Origin of the sequence: Shewanella sp. BC20, from assembly GCF_003129585.1 — a bacterium.
Classification (GTDB): domain Bacteria; phylum Pseudomonadota; class Gammaproteobacteria; order Enterobacterales; family Shewanellaceae; genus Shewanella; species Shewanella seohaensis.
This window is the reverse complement of record NZ_NHRI01000008.1, coordinates 72,498-93,285: the sequence shown is the minus strand read 5'-3', so window position 1 is coordinate 93,285 and position 20,788 is coordinate 72,498. Positions and strand designations below refer to the sequence as shown.

The following is a 20,788-nucleotide window of genomic DNA, read 5'->3' as shown; positions in this document are numbered from 1 at the left end:
CAAGCGCTAGCTTGGGTATATCATATCCGGCACATCAACTTATTGGCTTGCCGTCGTGCCCCACGATGGTGTTTGAACGTCACAAGGACGTATAAATGCGCACTCTGCTGCTTACTTTAGGTCTCGCTATGCTATTACCCGGTTGCTCCACTCCAAAAGGGCAAGTCTCTGCGCCCGTTGCGGAAAAAATTCCCCATGTGATGACCTTGCACGGGGTCACGCGCACCGACGATTACTACTGGATGCGCGACGATAAACGCCAAGATCCTAAGGTTTTGGCGCATCTGAATGCCGAAAACCGTTACACCCAAGCTTACTTTAAGCCGCTTAAGTCATTGCAGGATGGGCTGTTTAACGAACTGACTGGGCGCTTAGTGGCCGATGAGTCGAGCGTGCCTTACCAATGGCACCAGCACAGCTATTACCGCCGCTACCAAGAGGGCGGCGAATATCCGCTGATCGCCCGCAAAGGCAGTGACGGGGTTGAGCAAATGATGCTGGACGTGAATGAGCGCGCTAAGGGCCATGAGTTTTATGGTTTAGGTGGCGTCAGCGTCAGCCCAGATGAAACCATGTTGGCCTTCGGTGAGGATGTGTTAAGCCGCCGCGTGTATAACATCTACTTTAAAGATATTGAGTCCGGCGCCATGATCACCGATGTGCTTGAAAACACAGAGGGTCGAATCGTTTGGGGCAATGACAATCGCCATGTGTTTTATATTGCCAAGGATCTGCAAACCCTGCTGGGTTACCGCGTATATCGCCACGAACTCGGCACGCCACAATCGCGCGATGTGTTGGTGTATGAGGAGCAAGATGATGCTTACTACATCTCCCTTGGCAAGAGTTTAGACGAGTCGCAAATTGTGCTGTTCCACGAGAGCACCACAACCAGCGAAGTGTCAGTGTTGGATGCTAATGATCCCCTAAGCCTGTTCAAACCTGTGCTCGCGCGGGAAGAAGGCCATGAATACAGCGTCTCTAAGCTGGGCGATAGCTATTACATCCTGACCAACTGGCAGGCGACTAACTTCCGTTTGATGAAAGTGGCGATTAAGGATGCCGCCGATAAGTCCAAATGGCAGGAAGTGGTTGCCCATAATCCCAATGCGCGCATCGAAGACGAGCTAGTGCTGAAGGATTATTTGGTGATTCAAACCCGTGAAAATGGCCTAACGCGCATTAAAGTGATGCCATTCAATGGTCAAAAGCCCTTTGAGCTGAGTTTTGACGAACCCGCCTATGTGCTCGGTTTAGATGTTAACGCCCAGCAAGATAGCGATAAGTTACGGATTTTCTACTCGAGCCTGACTACGCCCGAGGCGATTTATGAGTACCACTTAAGCAATCCCGATAGACGCGATTTGCTTAAGCAGGAGCAGGTGCTCGGCGGCTTCGATGCCAGCCAATACCGCGCCGAACGTTTATTTGTCACCGCCCGCGATGGCGCTAAGGTGCCAGTGTCCTTGGTGTATCGTAAGGATAAGTTCAAGAAAGACGGCACCAACCCTCTGTACCAATATGGTTATGGTTCATATGGTTACACAGTAGAGCCTGACTTTTCGTCGTCGGTTATCAGTCTGCTCGACCGCGGCTTTGTATATGCCATCGCCCATGTGCGCGGCAGCGAAATGTTAGGTCGTCCTTGGTACGATGCGGGTAAGTTGCTGAATAAAAAGAATACCTTTAATGACTTTATCGATGTCACCACCGCCTTAACCGAGGAAGGTTATGGCGATAAAAATAAAGTGGTGGCCTCGGGCGGCAGTGCTGGTGGGCTATTAATGGGCGCGATTGCTAATATGGCGCCTGAAAAGTACTTTGCCATTGCAGCACACGTGCCCTTTGTGGATGTGGTCACGACCATGCTCGATGAGTCAATTCCGCTCACCACCAATGAGTACGATGAATGGGGTAATCCAAACGAGAAGACCTATTTCGACTATATGCTCAGCTACTCGCCCTACGACAATGTTGCCGACCATGAGTACCCACACCTGTTGGTCACCACAGGTTTGCATGATTCACAGGTGCAGTATTTCGAGCCAGCGAAATGGGTAGCAAAACTGCGTGAAGTGCAAAATAAATGGTACAAACTGGACGATAAGGTGTTGTTATTCGACGTCAATATGGATGCTGGCCACGGTGGCAAGAGTGGCCGTTATCGCCAATATCAAGACACGGCGCAGGAATATGCCTTCTTCTTAAGCTTGCTCGGCATGGCTAAGTAGGCACCAACGGGTGACCGATTTAGTGATTGAAGCCGCTAATTCAACTCCCTCGGCTAGCCCCCAAAAAGGGGCTAGCCAAGCGCAAGTTGTTAACAAATATAAACTTTCGAGCAAGCCTGAAGCGCAAGTAGCTGAGCAAGCTGTGACTTCGGAGCAAGGCGCAACGTCAGAGATAGAACAAGTCTTGACGTGGTATCTGTACCTTATCCGCTGCGCCAATGGCCACTTATACACAGGCATAACCACAGATGTCGCACGCCGCTTTAACGAACATCAATCAAGCAGCCCCAAAGCAGCAAAGTACCTGCGCGGTAAAGGGCCATTAACTCTAATGTATCAAGAACAAGTTGGCACCCGCAGTGATGCCCTAAAGCGTGAGATTGCGGTTAAAAAGTTAAGCCGCAGTCAAAAGCTGGCGTTGATTGAATCAGCTTTTGAGCATAGTGCTCAATAAAAAAGTTAACACCTTAAAATGATTGAGCTCTGTCATTCCAGTGACACGCCGCCCTTTCATTTAACAAGAAGTATCCCTATAGGCTCGACCGTGACATCTGCTGCATAAGGAAGTGCGAATGCCGCGATCACATGGATGTGAAAGAGCGGCCATGTCACGGACGGTCACTTCCATGTCAGTGCTTAATCCCGTTAACCTCTGAGTATCTTATTTGCATGAACATATCCAAATTCAACAGTGGTTTTCTCGATAAACTTCTCTCGAACTACCAGTCCGGTCTTTTTTATGTTTAATTTACAATCCCAGGTAGAGCTTCTCTTAAAAGTGCCAACTCCTTTTTGTTTGCTTTAATCCATAGTTTTTTCAAGTTTGGTATCGAGGCCAAGATTTCTACTGTCTCTTTAGCTTTCATTACGTTAGTTTCAACCAGATACAACGCAAAAATATTTTTATTTCCACGCAATTCGTCAATGCTGGTCAATTGTGAGTTTCCACTGAGGTCTAAAATTTTTACGCTGTCAAGCGTAGGAATGATAGAGCCAAAATCTAACTTTTGACATTTGTTTAAAGATAAGTAACTTAAATTCTGGATGTTTCCGGTAATTTCAGAAAGTTTGCTTGCATGGGATACACTTAATGATTCGACTGAATCTGAGCATAAATTGATTGACTCTAATGAACGAACAATAGAGCAATTTAATGAAATGGCGACATCAACTTCTAGATTAATAACTTTGGAGTTGAATATATTCACATGCTTAATCCCGTCAACTAATTCTGATGATTCATTTTGCTCAACATAACCTTTCCGAATGAATGACATTATGGCTTTCCAATCATCTCGCTGCCACTCAATGTTATAGACATAATCTAATATTGGTAATATAGAATCGAAGTTAGGTAATGAATTTTCCCACTTCTGCCATTCTGAAACATTTTCTGGTGCTAACTTTATATATTTCTTAAAAGATGAAATGTCCATATTATCACTTAATTAAAATTGGGTTGTTGAATTCAGGTCGCTGATCTCTTCCGGTATGTTTTTGCATTTCTTTTGAGAAATGGCTCTAAATTCTAATGATTTATTTTGTCACTCTATCCCTTTACTCACTCATATTTGAGCTGACTAAGGTTTTAAACCGAAGGTCGCTTTTGCACAAAGGCGCGAGTGCTTCGGCTTTATTGAGATACTCCAACGCGGTGCGAATAGCGTCTTGATGATGGCTAAATTCCCTAAAAATACGCTTTGCAATCAACAGATTTAGCTGCTGTTGGCTCAATGCGGCATGCTCATGCTGCATTTGTAAAATAGTCTCCTCTAGGGAAATGGGGGGTATTTCTCCTAGGTTAATGAGGAAGGTTTTGGCGACTGATCTGGCGTGTGAGAAATAGTCCGAGTGCGCATCTAAGGCGTAAATATGCTCGAAAATGTGTTTAGCGAGGGCTGTATTACCATTCTGATAAAAGGTTTCGCCATCAAAACAAATATCCCCTAGTCCTTCCATTATTTCTCTTGGGTTATCCGATAGGGAAAGCGATTCAATTTCTTGTTGGTATTCCGAAAACTGATCCATATTTTCGACCTTACAGGCAATACTGCGTGACTATCGAGCGGGAAGGTGAATTATCTTAACAAATTCGCGGAGTTAAAGTCTGGTTATCGCAAATTTAAGTTTTATGGTCGCACAAAAAAAGATGCCACTACAAGGGGTTAGTGGCATAAAGTGCATAAGAATGTCCATGGAACGGTAACGCAAAAGGGGTGGGTAGAAGACTGACATTTGGTTGGGTACTGCAACATCAGTCTCTACGCCGGGAAGTTGGTGGAGCGGTAACGCTGTTGGTCTAACGGGCTTAGTGTTTACTGACGGGGCCATCGATTTTATCGAAGCTCACATCCCCTGAGCCTGCCGAGAGAATGGTTAAGCCCTTAGTGTTCACCACATTGATATCGCCTGAGCCATCGTTGATGGTGACTGTGTTTTGCACATTGGCGACGTTGATTTCACCTGAACCATCATCAATGGTGATGCTGCCTTTAATATCATTGACTTGGATGCCACCAGAGCCATCGACAATCGCCAGATTACCGTTGACTTGGCTGACTTCAATCGCGCCAGAACCATCGTCGATGCTGACATTATTGCCGCCATGAATAACTAGTTCGCCCGAGCCATCCTTGACCTTGATATCCTCCGTCATCTTGTTGATCAAAATCGCACCTGAACCATCGTCTATGTCCAGCGCTAATCCGGCGGGCACTTGTAACTTAAGGTCGATATAGGGTGAGTAATTGCTAAAGCTGCTATGGGATTCAAAGTCGGCCTTAAGCTGGGCTTTGTTGGCCTTTTTCTCGAGGGTGAGAATGACTTTGCTATCGTCATTGCTATAGATATCAGCGACTAGCTTAATTTGGGTCAGGCCTTCGACACCGATAATTTCAAGGCTGCCTGCACCTGTTTCGGCGACGAGCGCCTGTAGGTCTTGAGCATCGAGGCTGAGTTCACGTTGTTGGTGGTCTAAATCCGGCATGCCAGCGGCGTTCACATTGATAATGCAGCCAGTGAGTGACACGCCAACCGTAAAGAGGGCGACAAATCCGAGGGTGAATATAAAAGGGCGTAGTGACATTTTCTTCTTCCTTGTTATCGACACTCGACGACCGACTGAGTGCTGAGCTATGAGCGATAAACTTGATATCACTTGAATTAGCACATCCTATGCCAATTTTAAAATGTATTAATAATCATGTAGATAAATAAAATGTGTCCGCTTGATTGTGGGCGGACATGTCCGCTGAATGAGTGATTTTCCCCAAAGAGTGGTGAAATTACTCACTTATTCGGTTAGCGTGTGTCCATTCAGCCCGCTTGGCTAATCGCATGACTAGAAAGGACTCATATGGATTACTTAACGACCAATAAAATCGCTTGGGATGCCCGCACACGAGTGCACTTAACCTCTGATTTTTATGATGTTGAAGGCTTTTTGAGTGGCAACAGCTCCTTAACGGAAATCGAATTAAATGAGCTTGCGGTGGCGGGCAAAAGCCTATTGCATCTGCAATGTCATTTTGGTTTAGATTCCCTGTCGTGGGCGCGAATGGGCGCAAAGGTAACTGGGGTCGATTTATCCGAGGTGGCGATTGCTGAGGCGCGCAAGCTGGCGCTGCAGACTGAGTTGTCCGCCGAGTTTATCTGTAGCGATGTCTACAGTGTGGCGGGCAAGGTTGAGCCGCAAGATATTGTTTTTACCTCCTATGGTGCGATTGTTTGGTTGCCGGACTTAACACTCTGGGCGCAGACCATTGCGGCGTGTTTAAAGCCCGGCGGACAGTTTTATATGGCCGAGTTTCATCCGGCGCAGCAGCTATTCGATGGGTATAGCTATTTTAATCGCGGTGAGCCAGATATTGAGCAGGAAGGGACCTATACCGAGAATGCCGGTGATGAGCAGCAAACCTTAATGTGCTGGTCCCATAGCTTGTCTGAGGTGATCAATGCCTTATTGCAGGCTGGCTTAGTGTTGGAGTTCTTCCACGAGTTTGCGTTTAGCCCCTATAACTGTTTCGAAGGGCTAGAGGCGCAAGCCGATGGCCGTTATGTACTAACACATCAAGGGCAACAGGTGCCCTTGGTGTATAGCATTAGCGCGCGTAAGCCTGCTTAATCCTTGCTGTTTTTAACTGCGGGATTAACGGCTGCGGTAGACTGGATACTTAAGATATTGATTGTCGTAGTAAGGGCTGCGCTCATAGAACCAGCGTAAGCGTGCCTCGGGATCGGCGGCAAACTCTGGGTTTTCCAGTGCTTTGTTAAATTCCGCCTGTAGCTTGGGATCTTCCTTAAGCATCTTGGCGGCCAGCGGCTCTACTGCGTAGTCCTCAATGTATTCGGTACGGGTAAAGATCGGGTTAAAGAAGCCCCATTGCAGTAACGAGTCCGGTGATTGTGGCTCGAGCAGTAAAATCGCCAGATCGCCTAAGGGTTGATCTGTGCTGATTTTCACTGTGCCCGCGGGCAAGGTGGTGGTCAGTTTGGCCAGTGTCGAGTCGGCCTTCACTGTGAGTCGTCCCTCGAACGCCTTGGTATTAAACACCGGATTGCTCAAGCTGTATTGCTGCAATTTAAGCTCTGTTGGCTTGCTTAAACGTGTCATCCGAATGCCGTGTAGATTTAAGCGGTCGATCACTTGTGTCCACTGGGCGGGAATATAGTAAGCACTCGGGCGAGTGACTTTAATGTCGGGCACAGTTTCGGCAATCACAGGTAGGTTCGGGTACAGCTTGGGCTCGCCTGTCCAGCGCACTACCTCGGTGCCGCTAATCGGACTCTGCTCAAGCTTGTAATCTATACCTTTAAAATCCCAGCCTTTAGCCAGTGGCGCCGATTTCCACGTTAATGTGATCAGTGGCGAGGCGCGGTATTTATCCTCTTGAATCGCACTCTTTAACTTAGTCGCTTGGTCACCTACGGTTTTCAGGGTTTGCTCTAGCATCACATAGGTGCCAAGTACGCGCTGCTTAAAGGGTTTTAAGCTGTGATTCTCAATCAAAATGGTGGGCAGATGGCGGGCATCACCATAACCATTAGAGAAGCGTGGGCTAGGGTTCCACAGTGACATGCCTTTAGTGATATCGGTATTGTCGACGGCGAAAATCAGCGGACCTGGGATATGACCTTGGGCGGTTAATGCCGCTTCGACCGCTGGGCGGTAGCTATTTTCGAGCCAGCGGAAACTGGCGGGGCTCAAGCCTTGGGCGAGGTTGTAGCCAAAGGTGACGTCGTACTGGTAGTCGATACCGTCGGTGACATGCACATCGATATACAAATCCGGTTGCCACACATTGATTGCCCGCAGCATATGCTGCATTTCTAAGGTGTCGGCTTTGGCGTAGTCACGGTTCAGGTTGAGGTTATTGGCATTGGTGCGCCAGCCCATATTGACAGGGCCGCGCTGATTTACGCGGTTAAATTCGCCGCTGCGCTCATGGGCATCGACACTAAACATCGGCACAAACAGCAAGTTAGCCTTTTCGAGTAGGTCGCTCTTGTCGCCTTTGATGATATCCCGCAGCAGCATCATGCCGGCATCTTTACCGTCGATTTCACCGGCGTGGATCCCCGCCTGCACCAGAATCGTCGGCTTAGTGTTTTGCTTTAGCCGTGCAGATTCGTTAATGCCTTCGCTGCTGGCGACATACATCCAAATGTCGCGCCCTTGAGGGCTCTTACCTAGGCTGACTTTCTGCAATTTGGTGGTTTCGGCCGCCAATCGGTCGAGCCATGTAATGGTATCGTCATAGCTTGGGCTTTCGGTGCCGTTGCTTTGCTCGAAGGGCGTCGCCCATTCGTTATCGGCGCTGAGTAACAGAGCTTCGCTGCCACCGTGCCAAGTGATGCTTGGCGGGAGAATGGCGTCATTCACAAAGGTATTGGCGCGAGTCGGTGTCGCTGCCACTGCGGCTGCGGGAGTGGCTTCTGCCGCGGGCGAAGCGCTGCTGTCGGCACTGGCGTTAACCGCGTCAGTTTTAGCGGCTTCAGCATTGGCAACTTCAGCGTTGGCAGCTCCAGTTGTTGTCACTTCGGGTTGCGCGACTTCGGTATTCGCGGCAACGGCTAACTGGGCGGTGAATAGTGAACCCGCCGATAAGCAGGCAATGGCGATAACGGAAGGGGAAAACAAGCGCATGAAAACAGTCCACACATCGAATTTTTATTAGGGCGGTATCTTTTCATTAAGCCCCTGCGAGTGCAAGGGCTGCCAAGGGTTTATCTTGGTTCGGGTGAGTGATTTTTGCTGCCATGCCCCGTGGTAACAGTCTATGAAGGTTTGGCGGTTTTATGTAACACGGTTTGTCCGCTATAGGCGATTTCGATAATCTCGATATCGGCGTAGAGCGCTTCGACGGCAATGGCGAGTTGATAGATAAGCCAGCCGTATCCCGTGAGGGCAAATCCTTGCGCAACTTCATTGGCTAAAGGGGCCGAATTTGGCGTTTGAGCGGCCAAGCTGAGTTGTAATCTGTGCTGCAACTCCTGCTCTAATGAATTTGGTAGTGTGGGCAATGTGGCTGTTTTGCCCGCAACAAATTCACTCAGCCTGTGAAGATAAGCCGTAAGCTCGGCGGCGACACGGTTGATTTGGTGGTATGCCTCTTTGTCGGCCTCCTGCCAGCGACTCAAAGGTAATAGCTCGAGTAGGGTGATCAGCCGCACCTGTTTATTGACTAATTCCGCCAGCAGCACTTTATGTTTTTTCAGGGTTTGGCTTTCCCACTCGAGGGAGAAAAACAGTTTCTTCTGGGTTAATACCGCCTTCATTGCCGCCTCGAGTTCGGCGCGAAAGTCTAAATCATGGTTGGCGGGGGCCTGTAGATGTTGGGTAAGCACTTTGGCCATACTGTCTATGGCATTGGCGAGCTGGCTGCGCCAGTCCTGTTTGGCCTTAATCGGGAAGATAAACAGCGATACCAGAATGGCGATAACACAACCGAGCAGAATATTCGCCGTGCGCCAGAGTGCCTCTGAGGTATCGTGGTTCGCATCGCCCACCACGATAATAATGGTGAATCCTGCCACCAGATAGGCATAGCTGTAGCGCCCCGCCGAGATAAAACAGATCAGCGTGACCCCTAAGATCAGCAGCCCCATAATCAGCCAATAACTGTCGATAGTGGCCACTAACATCACGCCATAAGCCGAGCCTAAACAGGTGCCTACCGCCCGTTGCAGGGACTTTTCAATTGCGCCGCCCACCTGTGGCAGACTCATCATAATGATCACTATGGTCACCATGCTCCAAATGAAATGCGGCGGCGACCAAATGGCGTTAATGGTGACGGCAATCAGCAGGGCGAGGCCGAGTTTAAGGGCGTGAATGGCGCGGAAATGACGATAGATAAAGTCGGCAAAAGGGCTTGCAGGGGCAAATACGGACATAATGCAACACTCCTTTGGACTGATGGTAGCTAAGCCATTATCGCAGAAAGGCACTGTGTCCGTGTGGCTTGGCGGATAAAGAAATACGAATTGCGAGGCGGCGCCGTTTGAGCTTAGACCAAGGCGTCGCCAAGATCACATAAAACTGCATTAAGTGATACAAAATCAGTGGGATAAGATGCGGTATCCCGAGGGTTTAGCTATAAAAAAGGCTTGAATAAGTAAGCCTATTCAAGCCTTGGTGTATCAATGTATTTATGCTGTTAGTTCGAGCTTGGCTCTGCGGTGTACTTATCCATAATGATGGCGCAGGCGGCATCACCCGTGATGTTGAGCGCGGTGCGGATCATGTCAAACACTCGGTCGAGGGCGAATAACAGTGGTAAACCATCAATTGGAATCCCTGCGGCCAGTAGTACAGCGACCACTAAAAATGACGGGCCGGGGACACCCGCTTGGCCAATGGCGCCTAAGGTAGAGGTAAAGATAATCGCGGCATAGGCGGTCATCGACAGATCGATGTTGTACATCTGCGCGAAGAACATGGCGACTAAGCCATAGTAAATCGCGTTGCCGCTCATATTGATGGTGGCACCTAAAGGCAGCACAAAGGCGGTGGTAGCCTTGGATACCTTAAGATCTTCTTCGCAGGTTTCCATATTCACCGGCAGCGTGGCCATAGACGATGCCGTCGACAGTGCCATCACCTGAGGTTTTTTCATCGCCGAAATAAATTGGCGTGCCGATACCTTAGAAAACAGCTGTACCACTAAGGGGAAGAACACAAAACCGTAGATCAGAATCGCGGCCACAAACACGGCAAACAGCTTAAACACGACTTCTAAGGCATCGAAACCGAAGGTGCCGACGGAATCGGCCATCAAGCCAAATACCCCAATGGGGGCAATCACCATCACACAGTTGATCATCCACACAAAGGCGTCAACCACGGTATTTAACGCCGCCATGATGGGCTTAGCGCCATCGCCTTTTACCTTGGTCAGTGCGATACCGAAAAATATACTAAATACTAGAATTTGAAGGATATTTCCGCCAGTCAGTGATTCGAACACATTGGTTGGGATCATGCCAATAAAGGTGTCCATTACTCCTGGCAGCGCGCCATGCTCGGCGGTCACTTCCATCAGGCCGCTACTGCTATGGGCGGTAAAGTCGACACCTGCGCCGGGTTTAAACAGATTGCCCATGACCAAAGCTAAGGTCACGGCAATCCCCGAGGTGACAATAAAGAAACCGAAGGTGCCGACACCAATCTTACCCGCCGAGGGGCTATCGCCTAAGCTAGCGGCGCCGCTGATGATAGACACCAGTACCAGTGGGATCACTAGCATTTTGATTAAATGGATAAAGATGGTACCCAGCGGGGCGAAGATGCTCGCGCTTTCACCCATGATAAAACCGACCAGTGCGCCAATAATCATGGCAATAACCACTTGCACACCTATGTTGCCTAATAAACTCTTGCTCTTCATTCTTGCGAAACTCCCCAGTTACAGCAGTATTTTGTGTCTTAAGACTAGTTATCTATTTACAGGCCTGCCCTCGCTTTTGGCGTAAAAGCTCAGCCCTGACACGTTTTTTTGGGCGCTTAAGGTACCACAGTTGGCGTAAAGGGTTTTGTGAAACATCACCAACCTTGGTTTGAAAATAACCAAAACCTAAATAACACACAATTTAAATGGATAATATTTAAAAATATATACCTAAAAATGATGTTTATTTAAATTTGAATGGTTTTTTGTCCATCGAATTGATGAATTGTGATTTTGGCTTTGATGGACGCAGATGTCCTCTCGTATTCTTGGGGCGGGTTGAGTCGCGAGAACTCCCATCTGTTACTTGTATGCATCTTGGGAGTGGTGAATAGCCTCTATGACCATGCAACTTAGTGGCTCACTCGGTTTTACTATGACAACGCCATTCGAGGACATTATGAATATCAGCTCATTTTTCGGTCAGCCCGAGTCGTTACAGCGCTGGATAAGAAAGTGCATCGAACAACCGGGATTAAGTTATTGGCTGGTTTATCAAGATCTGGAACAAGGTGAATCTCTACAGCTGACCACGCTATTGTTCCCGATAGTGGCTGATAGGGATCTCTCGGATGATGAAATCGATGCCTTTGAGGATGGCTTAGGCCGCAGTGACTATGGTTATCTGCTGAACACGGATCAAATAGAGGATGTGATTGATAATCTTAAGCAGCAAAAAGCTCAGCCCAGTGAACAGGAACTGCTTGAAGCCATTATCTTTTACTATGAGCGAGATGCGTTTATCTGCCTCTAATGGGCTCTTTGTGGGGGTCGCGACTTAAGCAGATATAAGCGCCCCCGACGAATCAACGCTGGGGCGCGGATGGAGTAAGCTTTACTTTGCTAGCGACTTAAAGTGGTTGCGCAGGGTATTGCTGAAGCTGCTGTCGTAGGTAAAGTTGTAGAGTTGTTTATTTTCAGCGGTATCCAATGCTTTGAATAGATCTGCCTCTGTCAGTAAGTTTGCCGTCACTAGATAGTAGTGTGCCTGAATGGTTTTGCTAGTAATCGGGTCCGCCTCAATTTCAGTGATAGTTAGTAGCTTGCCGCCGTTTGGACTAGTGCTAATGTCCCATTCATATTGGTGTTCTGGCTGACCGAAACTATCGAGAATGGTGAATTTATGTGGTGAGTCCTCAATGTAACTCTCGGGGTAAGAGTACGGCCACAATAGCTTCACGATCAAGCTAGAGGAAAGCTCGCTCGCGGTTTCTACACCCGTTTCATAGGTTACGGGATCTTCTTCGCGGCAAATCACGTCGGCCGATTGCTTGATATCGATGCGATATATTTGCGAAGGCCAACTGAGTGACGCCAGCTTAAGGTCGCTCGGGAGGTTTGCCAGCAAATCCTGCCAGTCAGCGGCCGTGTTTTGATACTTATGGAAATTCATTTCGACAGGGATTTCAGTGCCGGCATGAACGGTTTTTATTTTGTTACCTTCAATCACAGGTTCTTTCAGGAGATAACCTTGGTCGTTACGCGAAGCATTGATCCATTTTTTCATCGGCTCATTCCAGCATTCAGTACGATTAGGCTCCCCTGATCCGTTGTCGAATAACACCACTGCATCACCTGAAACAACTCCAAAAAGACTATCATTATCAAGTCCATAAGATAAGGCGATAAAGTGGCTATTGCGAACAGTTTCGATATTGAGCAAATGAGATTCGCCTGTTGGATTGAATATACTGCTAAACACTGTATCCCAGTCAGTGCTGTTCATCGCCTTGTCATCAACCGGCGCTTCCATATAACCGAAGGACACTAAGGTGCTCTCCACCTTATTGGTGACGGCAACGGGATTAGTTTGCAGATAAGCCTCAGTGCCAAAGCCATACCCTAGGATTAAATTCTCGAAGGCTTCAAATGCGGCGATTAACACTTCGATAGCTGCCAAAATTTCCACTGTGCGCTCATTGGTGAGGTTTAGCAGGTAATCGTGTAACAGCAGTGTGTCGATAAATGTGGGTTGCAGGGTGATTTCTGGCGAAAGACTAAATAAATCGGCTTCGACTTGTTTAAATCCAGTGGCGTATAAGGATTTGAGTTTGGCGCGGAACTCAATCACTTGCTGTGGCGTTAAGTCGGCCTCAATCATCTTGCGATAGCGTGAAAACTCAATATTGGTCAGCGCGTTGATATGACCCGCATGATCGGGCAGGGCAACGATGTTCATGCCGCCAGTGGTGGCGTTGGTGTTAGCTGCGGCGGAGCTCATCGCCAATGCTGAGCGTGCAGATGACGGTGCGGTATCAATCCAATTGGCTAACAGGTAATAGTTAGGTTTTTCGGTCTCGCTTTTCCAATCGATTTGATACTTACCGTCAGTGCCCGTAGTGGTGCTCGGTTCACCCTCTGAGCAGCTTAAGTCTTGGTTGAGATCGACGCACACGTTGGCCCCGGCGATAGCGCCGATATAAGTGACCTGACCCGTGACTTTATGTGCGTATTCAGTGGGTGGCGTCGGCTCTGGCGTCGTGGTGGTGTTATCTTTATCGTCTGAGCCAGAACATGCCGTCAGCAAACTGGTGGCGATCAGCAAAGAGAGCAGTTTAGGTTTAAACATCTTGTGTCCTTACATTAATTCGGCAATTTCCATTGTGCTTATTGAGGGTGAAGCCATCTGATCACTTTGCTTATTCAAAGTGTTATAGCGTTAATCACTACCAAGCCAAATGGTGTTAACTTGAGTTTCTGTTGCTAAGAAGGTTGGTAAGTATCAGTCTGAGGGATATAAATTGGCAGCATGTGCGCTAACGCGCCCTGCATATTGGAGATATCCCTTTCACGACAACGTTTGGCATCCTTCCTGTCGTAACACAGCGCAGTAAAATTGCTGTATTAGTAGCGCGTATATTTTCCTTTTTGTTTAAAAATCATACAACTATACAAAAGTATGATAAGGGGCTCTTAGCGGCTTACGTCGGTTGGATACATTTTTAGATTGCACATTCGATCATTAACAGTGGTATGCCATTAGCTTCTGCTTGTTGCATACGTTCGGCCATTTCTGTTGGGCTAAGTCCTGGATGAATAGGGATCAGCTTTTCCGATGTCAATAGAGGCTTGAGTTGATTGCAATCAACGGTGTTATCAATACTAATTGTCTGGGCGTTAAGGGATAGTAAGCTTGACCAATTGTTAGAATTCACTTGGCTGATTAGCAAACTATCTAGCTGTAGGTTTTTCGATTTAAAATCAGTAACTTTCATATTATTCAACATAAGTGTTTTCAGATTCTTGTTGTTCAGATTAGAAAGTGAAGTGAGCGAGCCACCTTTCAAGCTAAGGGTGTCAAGATGACTAAAGTCGTTGAGGTCGTCCAATGTCACCATATCGGCGGGATTAAACTGACAATTCAGCAAGTTGAGTTCTTGGCTTTGTTGAATCGCGAGCAGTTTCGCCTGTTGTTGAATACAGTCCCCCAGTGGCTTGTTGCTAAATTTTAGGGCTGAAATGGGCTGTGAAATCTCACTTGTGGCCTCTGTTTGAGGCCCATCAAAGGTGCCATAATCTTGATCTGGTTTTTCTTGGATAAGCCCAGGCTCGTCTATCTCACTGAATTGGGAAATATCTTCAGTATCATTCTCTGACATATATTCGGGTGCAGTAGGCGGAATCACTCCTTGTTTGGCTGCAAATGTACTGATAAAGGCATTGGCTATTGCATCTCCTTTCTCGCCGCTGAGCCCCTCGACCAAGGCTGGTGAATCATCGCCTAAAACACAGATCCGAAATCGATGAAATAGACTCGTTAGGGTATTGACCCGTGCCTGGCTGATATTCATGTCCATTAACGCTGGGAAGGCATCGCCTAGATTTTGGATATTAGAGTAAGTGTTAAGTCTATCTGCATAGGCAGTTAGTTCTTTGATTTGCGAGTTAAAATCAGCCATCAGCTGCGGTTGATGGCATTGGCTTGTATGCGGAATTTGCTGCTGTAATTCTTTAAAATACTTAAGGTATTCATCCGCTAATGTGAGTTGTTGCTTTGCTTTAATCGCCAGACGTTGAGGTATACCTTCCTTTAAAACGGCAACTGCATCGCCTTGGTGACGCTCTAGCGCATCGTCAATTTTGTCCTCTGGCGCGGTTTCCCCTAATACAATTGCTTGCTTTAGCAGTGGTGCTGTTTTGCTGTCAAAAGTTGCCAATGCCAGATCTCTATCCTGTGCTGCACCTGCAGGAAAGCTACTCCAAACAAGTAAGCCATATAGGACGATGAAAGAGAAAAACCTGGGGAAGTGGGCAGAAGGCATAATAAACTTCCTTGTGATGAAAACGAATTTTAGCCAACAGATTGGCTCGCGAGACTGACAAATATAATGGCTGACGTTTTTCGTTAGCCATTTTTGCGTCTAGAGTCCATCTCCTCAATCACGCTAAAGTATTAACTTGTGTTAGGTACCGTTTGGTTAAAACGGGAGATTATCTTCGAAATACCATTTACCAGCAGCTTCAAACAGAACGCAGTTCACGCTTCCTTTTTGTTTTCTGCCATCAGGTCTCACAAAGTAAAAGTTATAATGCAAATCTGCCATGTTTGTCATATCGGGATATTGCCCTATGTTATCTTTACTTGGGTCTCGAAAACTGGATTCTTGCTCGGAGAATACGATTTTATCTAATGGAATTTGACCGAACATTTCATTTTTATAACCATTGATGCTAAGCATGGCCATCTTCTTCGCTAACTTACCCTCATTCCATGTCTGTAACATGGGATGAAACTCTTTAATCATGTCATCCATTTTGTTATCGCGAATATCCTGCATCATTTTGTCACAGCGGGGTTTAAGCTCGGCAATTAATTCAGCAGGTAACTCTGAACCAGTGGCGTACATGGGGAATATCGCTGCAAGCCCTAGCAGTAGAGATATAGGTTTACCAAGTTTAAATAGGCAGAGTTTCTGTAATTTCATATGAGTTCCAATATCAAGAGTGTTATGCCACAGGGTTGAGACCCGTATTGCTGACTTATATTTCGTAAGAAATACGCTATTTCTTCTCTGCTTGTCATCGCTGTGCTGTTACAAACAGGGGGAGGTATTTCTGTCATTGAGAATAATCGCATCGCGTTACTGCATCAGCTTGCGAGTGCGTCATGGTTATAATGGGTATCTCGTTATTTCTGGTAGTTATCTCGCTATAACGTATTGAGTAATCTGTTCACTGCATCGCCTGCCGCCGAGACCCTCTGAAAAAAAGGCGGTTGATTAAACGTTTCGGGCTGTGTGATGTGGCTACGAATATACTCTTCGAGTTGTTTAACTTCGGGTAGAGATTGGGTTTGTACAAAGAATGATTGATAGTCAGGGATGAACGTTGTGCTTTTAATGCCGCCAAATTGCCAAGCACGTGATACCGCTGTAGTTGCATAATCAACAGTGATTTCAGACTGACCATAATAGACGGCATTAAGTATTTGTTGATCGCCTAAGAACACCAATATTTGATCGTACCCTCTGTTGGAGACTGGTAGTAGTAACTCTTTTTGAACACTAAAAAAGAGAGCATCTTCATTATCACCGCCCATTGATAGCGCTGATAAGGTCGACGCGTTGAGAGATACATCAGAGGCTATTTTTAGTAACACTGAGCTACCTACTTGTACATTAAGGGTATTGCTCTTGCCGTAGGTATTTTTGACATATAATTCTCCCGAAACAGCGCTATTGGGAATATCAAAAACTAATTCACTTGGGTTGATTGAGCGGGGCGCAATTTCCTGTCCAAGGAAAACCACTTTAGTCTGTTCATTAAAGCGGCTGCCTTTCAGTAATATTTCACTGCCTGGTTTAGTACGGAGAGTTGTTTGCTCGAGTATTATGGGGATATTTTCATTACGATAAAGGATATCAATACCATTGGCGCTGATTAGATTTGAGGCAACAAAATACATTTGGGTTGCGTCCTCTGGCAAAATGAAATCCACACTTGCATCTTGATTGACTTTGACTGGCATATTAATTGGTTCACCAGACTTACGGGCAAATACAAGTAAACCGTCACTCAGGCCATCACCCAATATTCGATGTTTTTTATTCGCAATTAAAACGTCTTTTATTGGAGTCTGTCCATCATGTAGATAATAGATAGTTCTAATTTCTTTATAATTTTCAGATGGGTAGGCCGCAGATCTTACTCGTGAATGAGGTTCTATATCATTGACATCTAAAATAAGATCATCGTCGTCATCGAGATCGATGAAATCAGCCAGTGCATCACCATCAAAATTGAGTGGAGATTGACTATTCTTACCTACTTCCATGGCATCCAATACCGAGTTTCCATCGGCATCAAGGTCAGCAAACGCTGCTAATCCGTCATTATCTAAGTCAGTCGCACCCTCCAAGCCATCTTTTATTCCATCTGCATCAGTATCATCATCGAGCCAGTTGGGTAAGCCATCTCCATCGACGTCATGCAGCATCAGATTGTCAGATTTTAATACATAGAACTCTTCCCCGTCATAAATACCATCATTATCAGTATCCTGAGAATAAGCTTCAAAACCGAAGGCAGGTTCTATTGCGTCATCAATGGCATCTACGTCATTATCAAAAAATGCCGCTATCTTATAGTTAAAATCAGGCCTGCCGCGGAAAAGTTTGTCATTGATTACCAGATAATAAACGCCTGATGTCCTCGGTTTTACTTGGATTGCGCGCTTATATTTTCCGACAGGCTGATAGTTTGGTGCCCATGCAAGGATAGCTAGTCCCTCGCTATCTAACACTGCCATACCTGGTGAGAAATCATGACTTGGGGAAGATAATAAAAACGTGACTGATTTGCCTGCCTCTAGTTTTATCTGGTAAAAATCGAGATCATTGACTTGTTGTATAACCCCAGAAATACGCGATGGGATTCGTTGGACATGAATTGCAACATCTTGATTATTATTGAACTCTTCTTCAGTAACTAAGGCGTACTGACTTTTATATTTATCAAACGGATAATCATCTAGTTCGTCGGGCACGCCATCGCCATCTTCATCTTTGTTTGCCCAAGTGCCATGGTGTTCTGTGGGCGTGACAGTTGTTGCTTGTGTAAATAGCGGCAGAGCTAAAAAGGTGATTAAGGATAGCGCAAGGGCTGAGTGGGGTAGTCGCAAAATAAACATCCTTGTGATGAAGCGGCTCTTGGCGAAGAGAGTGATTAAGTGATTGACATCAATGTCAGTCTGTCGTTTTTTAGTCAGTTATTTTTGCGTCTAGAGTCCATCTCCTCAATCACGCTAAAGTATTAACTTGTGTTTGATGTAGTTTGATTAAAACGGCTGGCCGTCTTAGACATACCATTTATACGCAGTTTCAAACTGCGTACAGCTGACGTTTCCTATTCGCCACCTTCCAATTGACCTCGAAAAATCGAAGCTATAATTCAGCCCCAGCATTAGTGTCATATCGAGATATTGACCTACAGTTTTAGATGAGAGACCTGTATTACCATAAGGGCTGTTAGCGCGAAATGAACCACTACAGGGAATGCTAAAAGCACGATTTTAAAAATATATTTAGCAGAGCAATGTCGTTGAATAATTTTGACTGGGTAGTCAAAATATACCATTAAATAAAACATATGTTTCAGTGGGTAATGAAGGACGTCTAGCTTTAGTGACTTACCTGATACTAGGCAGATATGGGTTTCGTAAATGGTACGAGTGGTTACCCCCTTGTTGGTTTGCACCCAATACACAATATCTATACCGCTGATATCTGTTTTTGCTAGCTCCAATTGACCATTTGGCTCATTTACTAGACTGTTGACAGGTAATGAAATTCTGTCGTTATTGATGTGTATCTGTTGCGTACCATTCAATTTGTATTGTCGCTTGATTAAGTAATGTCTGATTATAAAATGCCCAGGGACTAGGCACATATTGATAATAACAAGTGTCAGTGGCACTGTTGGGAACTGTGGGAATAACGCAATTGCACCAGGGGTGATAAAAGGCAATAAGCCCATTAATAGCAAGCCCAAAGACAGCAGTAACTGCTTAGGCATAGACAGGGGATAGAAAAAAGAAACCACTTTAAATGACATATCGCTAGTGGTGCTAAGGTTTTCCATTCCTTTAAAATGAGTTGTTTCAAACCAAGATTTGTCATTAATAGTTAACTTTTCTTGCATACTCTCGCCTTTGCTGCAGCAATCCAATGGATTACTGCAATGCCATATTTAATATTGTGAGTCTAAACTGAGGCTAAACAGAGTCAATATAGTTGTTCGCAATTTAACGCTTTATAACAAGTTAAGCAGATACCAATTATCTTCCACTAAGGCGAAGCGACAATGACCTGAACTCCCTTCTTCTTTATTGGTTTGGGGGTTAATTGAGTCAAAATGGTAACCTATCCAGAGTTGAATGTTATGATCTCGACGTTTTGCTTCAGAGCTTACTGTATTATTTTTTGAATTTTTAGCATCTTCGAAATAATAATTAGCATACTCGGCTAAATTAAAATTCTTTATCCCGAAATGATTTTTTGTGTAGTATTTATCATGTGTTATTTTTAGATGTTGTGCGATTTGCACATCCGTTACCGAAATCGGGTAAAAAATTTCTTTGAAAAGTGCAACATCTTGGTTTTTTACTACATCAACGGCTTTTAAGCAGTTAGCTTGCGGTACTGAAATATCAAGCTCTGCTGGCGGTGGAAGCAAATCATATTCAGTGGCAATAGTATTGCTAGATACCAGCATTATCGAAGCTGAAAAAAATTGTTTTAGCATTTAACTTCCTTATTAATAAAATATGTTAATTGAATGATATCAAAAAAAGCGCCCATAAGGGCGCTTTTGTTTAGTTTGTAGTAACTGGGCACTCGGTTGTATCTTCGACACTTTCTTGTTGCAACATCATAGGAACTGTAGAGCCTGCTTGGGTGATTTTGTTGCTACGGCGCCACTCTCTACTGTAATTTGATACAACTTATGTGTATTAGGACATAAATCTCGTCCAGATAACTCATCTCCGCTGACACTAATAACATCACCTTGTAAATTGTATATAGTAAGTTGCAATACCGTCATCAGCCTTAAAGTCAAAGGCGCCCATGGGACGCCTTGTTGCGGTAAGGGTCAGGGATGCTGACCCAGGTACCAACGACTATTCTCATGCTGCTCAAAAAAACAGCGGCTTCGTCTATCTCCTTTTACGCCTCGCCCCTGATATTTCAGTTTTATGGATCGGGTAGCTTTACCTTTATATTCTCCCTGTTCCATCGGACCTACTTCCAATATCTGATAGCTTGGCTCGGTCAGTCCCTTGAACTTCTTCTCGAAAGATCGGGCAATACCTTTGCGGATATCCGCCTCATATTCTGCCGCTTCAGGCGGCAGCAGTTTGAGGTAAAGGGTGACATCGTTATGAATGAAACCCTCGCGCATATAGCTCTCACATAGGGCGGTGAGATTGGCCTCGCTCGCATCGGCCGTGCCTTGAAATAATCCATCGCTCCGTGGGGCTAACATTGCGCCCTCTGCCGCTGTTACAGCGGTTGGCCAGCCTAGTGAGGCCAGTAATAAGGCCATTAACATGAGAATTCGCATCATTTATCTCCTACCGTATTCGATTTGAATATTTTATCTGATATAAAG

Annotated in this window: 17 protein-coding genes; 4 read left to right on the top strand and 13 right to left on the bottom strand. The window is 45.9% G+C overall.

The genetic code is table 11. The annotated features are described in order from the left end of the window. Window positions 1-95: 95 nt before the first annotated feature. Window positions 96-2,231 (top strand): S9 family peptidase, encoded by a 2,136-nt coding sequence (locus CBX96_RS10235; RefSeq protein WP_109286620.1) that lies wholly within the window; start codon window positions 96-98, stop codon window positions 2,229-2,231. 10 nt (window positions 2,232-2,241) lie between these two features. After that, window positions 2,242-2,685, top strand: coding sequence for a GIY-YIG nuclease family protein (locus CBX96_RS10230; protein WP_109286619.1), 444 nt, complete (start codon window positions 2,242-2,244; stop codon window positions 2,683-2,685). A gap of 289 nt (window positions 2,686-2,974) precedes the next feature. On the opposite strand, the gene CBX96_RS10225 is transcribed toward CBX96_RS10230, so the two are convergent. From CBX96_RS10225 to CBX96_RS10215, 3 genes are all read right to left on the bottom strand, one after another. Next, the gene (locus tag CBX96_RS10225) at window positions 2,975-3,667 is read right to left on the bottom strand and encodes a hypothetical protein (RefSeq protein ID WP_109286618.1); all 693 of its coding nucleotides are present in this window, start codon (window positions 3,665-3,667) and stop codon (window positions 2,975-2,977) included. A 121-nt stretch (window positions 3,668-3,788) separates the two neighbouring features. Further along, window positions 3,789-4,259 carry a hypothetical protein gene (locus tag CBX96_RS10220; protein ID WP_109286617.1) on the bottom strand — a complete coding sequence of 157 codons (471 nt, stop codon included), beginning with the start codon at window positions 4,257-4,259 and terminating at the stop codon, window positions 3,789-3,791. 280 nt (window positions 4,260-4,539) lie between these two features. Then, window positions 4,540-5,316, bottom strand: coding sequence for a hypothetical protein (locus CBX96_RS10215; protein WP_109286616.1), 777 nt, complete (start codon window positions 5,314-5,316; stop codon window positions 4,540-4,542). 270 nt (window positions 5,317-5,586) lie between these two features. Between CBX96_RS10215 and CBX96_RS10210 the strand changes: the two genes are divergently transcribed. Beyond that, window positions 5,587-6,354 carry a bifunctional 2-polyprenyl-6-hydroxyphenol methylase/3-demethylubiquinol 3-O-methyltransferase UbiG gene (locus CBX96_RS10210; RefSeq protein WP_109286615.1) on the top strand — a complete coding sequence of 256 codons (768 nt, stop codon included), beginning with the start codon at window positions 5,587-5,589 and terminating at the stop codon, window positions 6,352-6,354. 24 nt (window positions 6,355-6,378) lie between these two features. On the opposite strand, the gene CBX96_RS10205 is transcribed toward CBX96_RS10210, so the two are convergent. The 3 genes from CBX96_RS10205 to CBX96_RS10195 form a co-directional block, all read right to left on the bottom strand. Then, window positions 6,379-8,376: a M14 family metallopeptidase gene (locus CBX96_RS10205; RefSeq protein ID WP_109286614.1), complete on the bottom strand. Its 1,998-nt coding sequence runs from the start codon at window positions 8,374-8,376 to the stop codon at window positions 6,379-6,381. A 131-nt stretch (window positions 8,377-8,507) separates the two neighbouring features. Beyond that, entirely contained in the window at window positions 8,508-9,626 is a 1,119-nt protein-coding gene (locus tag CBX96_RS10200; protein ID WP_011624770.1) for an FUSC family protein, read from the bottom strand. A gap of 263 nt (window positions 9,627-9,889) precedes the next feature. Continuing rightward, a complete protein-coding gene (locus CBX96_RS10195; RefSeq protein ID WP_109286613.1) occupies window positions 9,890-11,119 on the bottom strand; it encodes a dicarboxylate/amino acid:cation symporter in 1,230 nt (409 codons plus the stop codon). A 460-nt stretch (window positions 11,120-11,579) separates the two neighbouring features. On the opposite strand from CBX96_RS10195, the gene CBX96_RS10190 reads away from it, so the two are divergent. Beyond that, complete coding sequence (locus CBX96_RS10190) at window positions 11,580-11,933, top strand: hypothetical protein (RefSeq protein WP_109286682.1); 354 nt, start codon at window positions 11,580-11,582, stop codon at window positions 11,931-11,933. Window positions 11,934-12,014: 81 nt separating this feature from the next. Here CBX96_RS10190 and CBX96_RS10185 read toward each other — a convergent pair whose 3' ends face one another. The 7 genes from CBX96_RS10185 to CBX96_RS10155 all read right to left on the bottom strand — a co-directional run bounded on the left by CBX96_RS10185 (window position 12,015) and on the right by CBX96_RS10155 (window position 20,743). Continuing rightward, window positions 12,015-13,748, bottom strand: a complete 1,734-nt coding sequence (locus CBX96_RS10185) for a hypothetical protein (RefSeq protein WP_109286612.1) — start codon at window positions 13,746-13,748, stop codon at window positions 12,015-12,017. Between the two features lie 373 nt (window positions 13,749-14,121). Beyond that, entirely contained in the window at window positions 14,122-15,441 is a 1,320-nt protein-coding gene (locus CBX96_RS10180; protein ID WP_109286611.1) for a hypothetical protein, read from the bottom strand. A gap of 156 nt (window positions 15,442-15,597) precedes the next feature. Further along, complete coding sequence (locus CBX96_RS10175; protein ID WP_109286610.1) at window positions 15,598-16,104, bottom strand: hypothetical protein; 507 nt, start codon at window positions 16,102-16,104, stop codon at window positions 15,598-15,600. A 224-nt stretch (window positions 16,105-16,328) separates the two neighbouring features. Next, the gene (locus CBX96_RS10170) at window positions 16,329-18,299 is read right to left on the bottom strand and encodes an IPT/TIG domain-containing protein (RefSeq protein WP_109286609.1); all 1,971 of its coding nucleotides are present in this window, start codon (window positions 18,297-18,299) and stop codon (window positions 16,329-16,331) included. Between the two features lie 305 nt (window positions 18,300-18,604). Next, the gene (locus tag CBX96_RS10165; protein ID WP_109286608.1) at window positions 18,605-19,318 is read right to left on the bottom strand and encodes a hypothetical protein; all 714 of its coding nucleotides are present in this window, start codon (window positions 19,316-19,318) and stop codon (window positions 18,605-18,607) included. A gap of 111 nt (window positions 19,319-19,429) precedes the next feature. Continuing rightward, on the bottom strand, window positions 19,430-19,921 hold the full coding sequence (locus CBX96_RS10160; RefSeq protein WP_109286607.1) for a hypothetical protein: 492 nt from the start codon (window positions 19,919-19,921) through the stop codon (window positions 19,430-19,432). Between the two features lie 348 nt (window positions 19,922-20,269). Beyond that, window positions 20,270-20,743 carry a hypothetical protein gene (locus CBX96_RS10155; protein WP_146194338.1) on the bottom strand — a complete coding sequence of 158 codons (474 nt, stop codon included), beginning with the start codon at window positions 20,741-20,743 and terminating at the stop codon, window positions 20,270-20,272. Window positions 20,744-20,788: the final 45 nt, after the last annotated feature.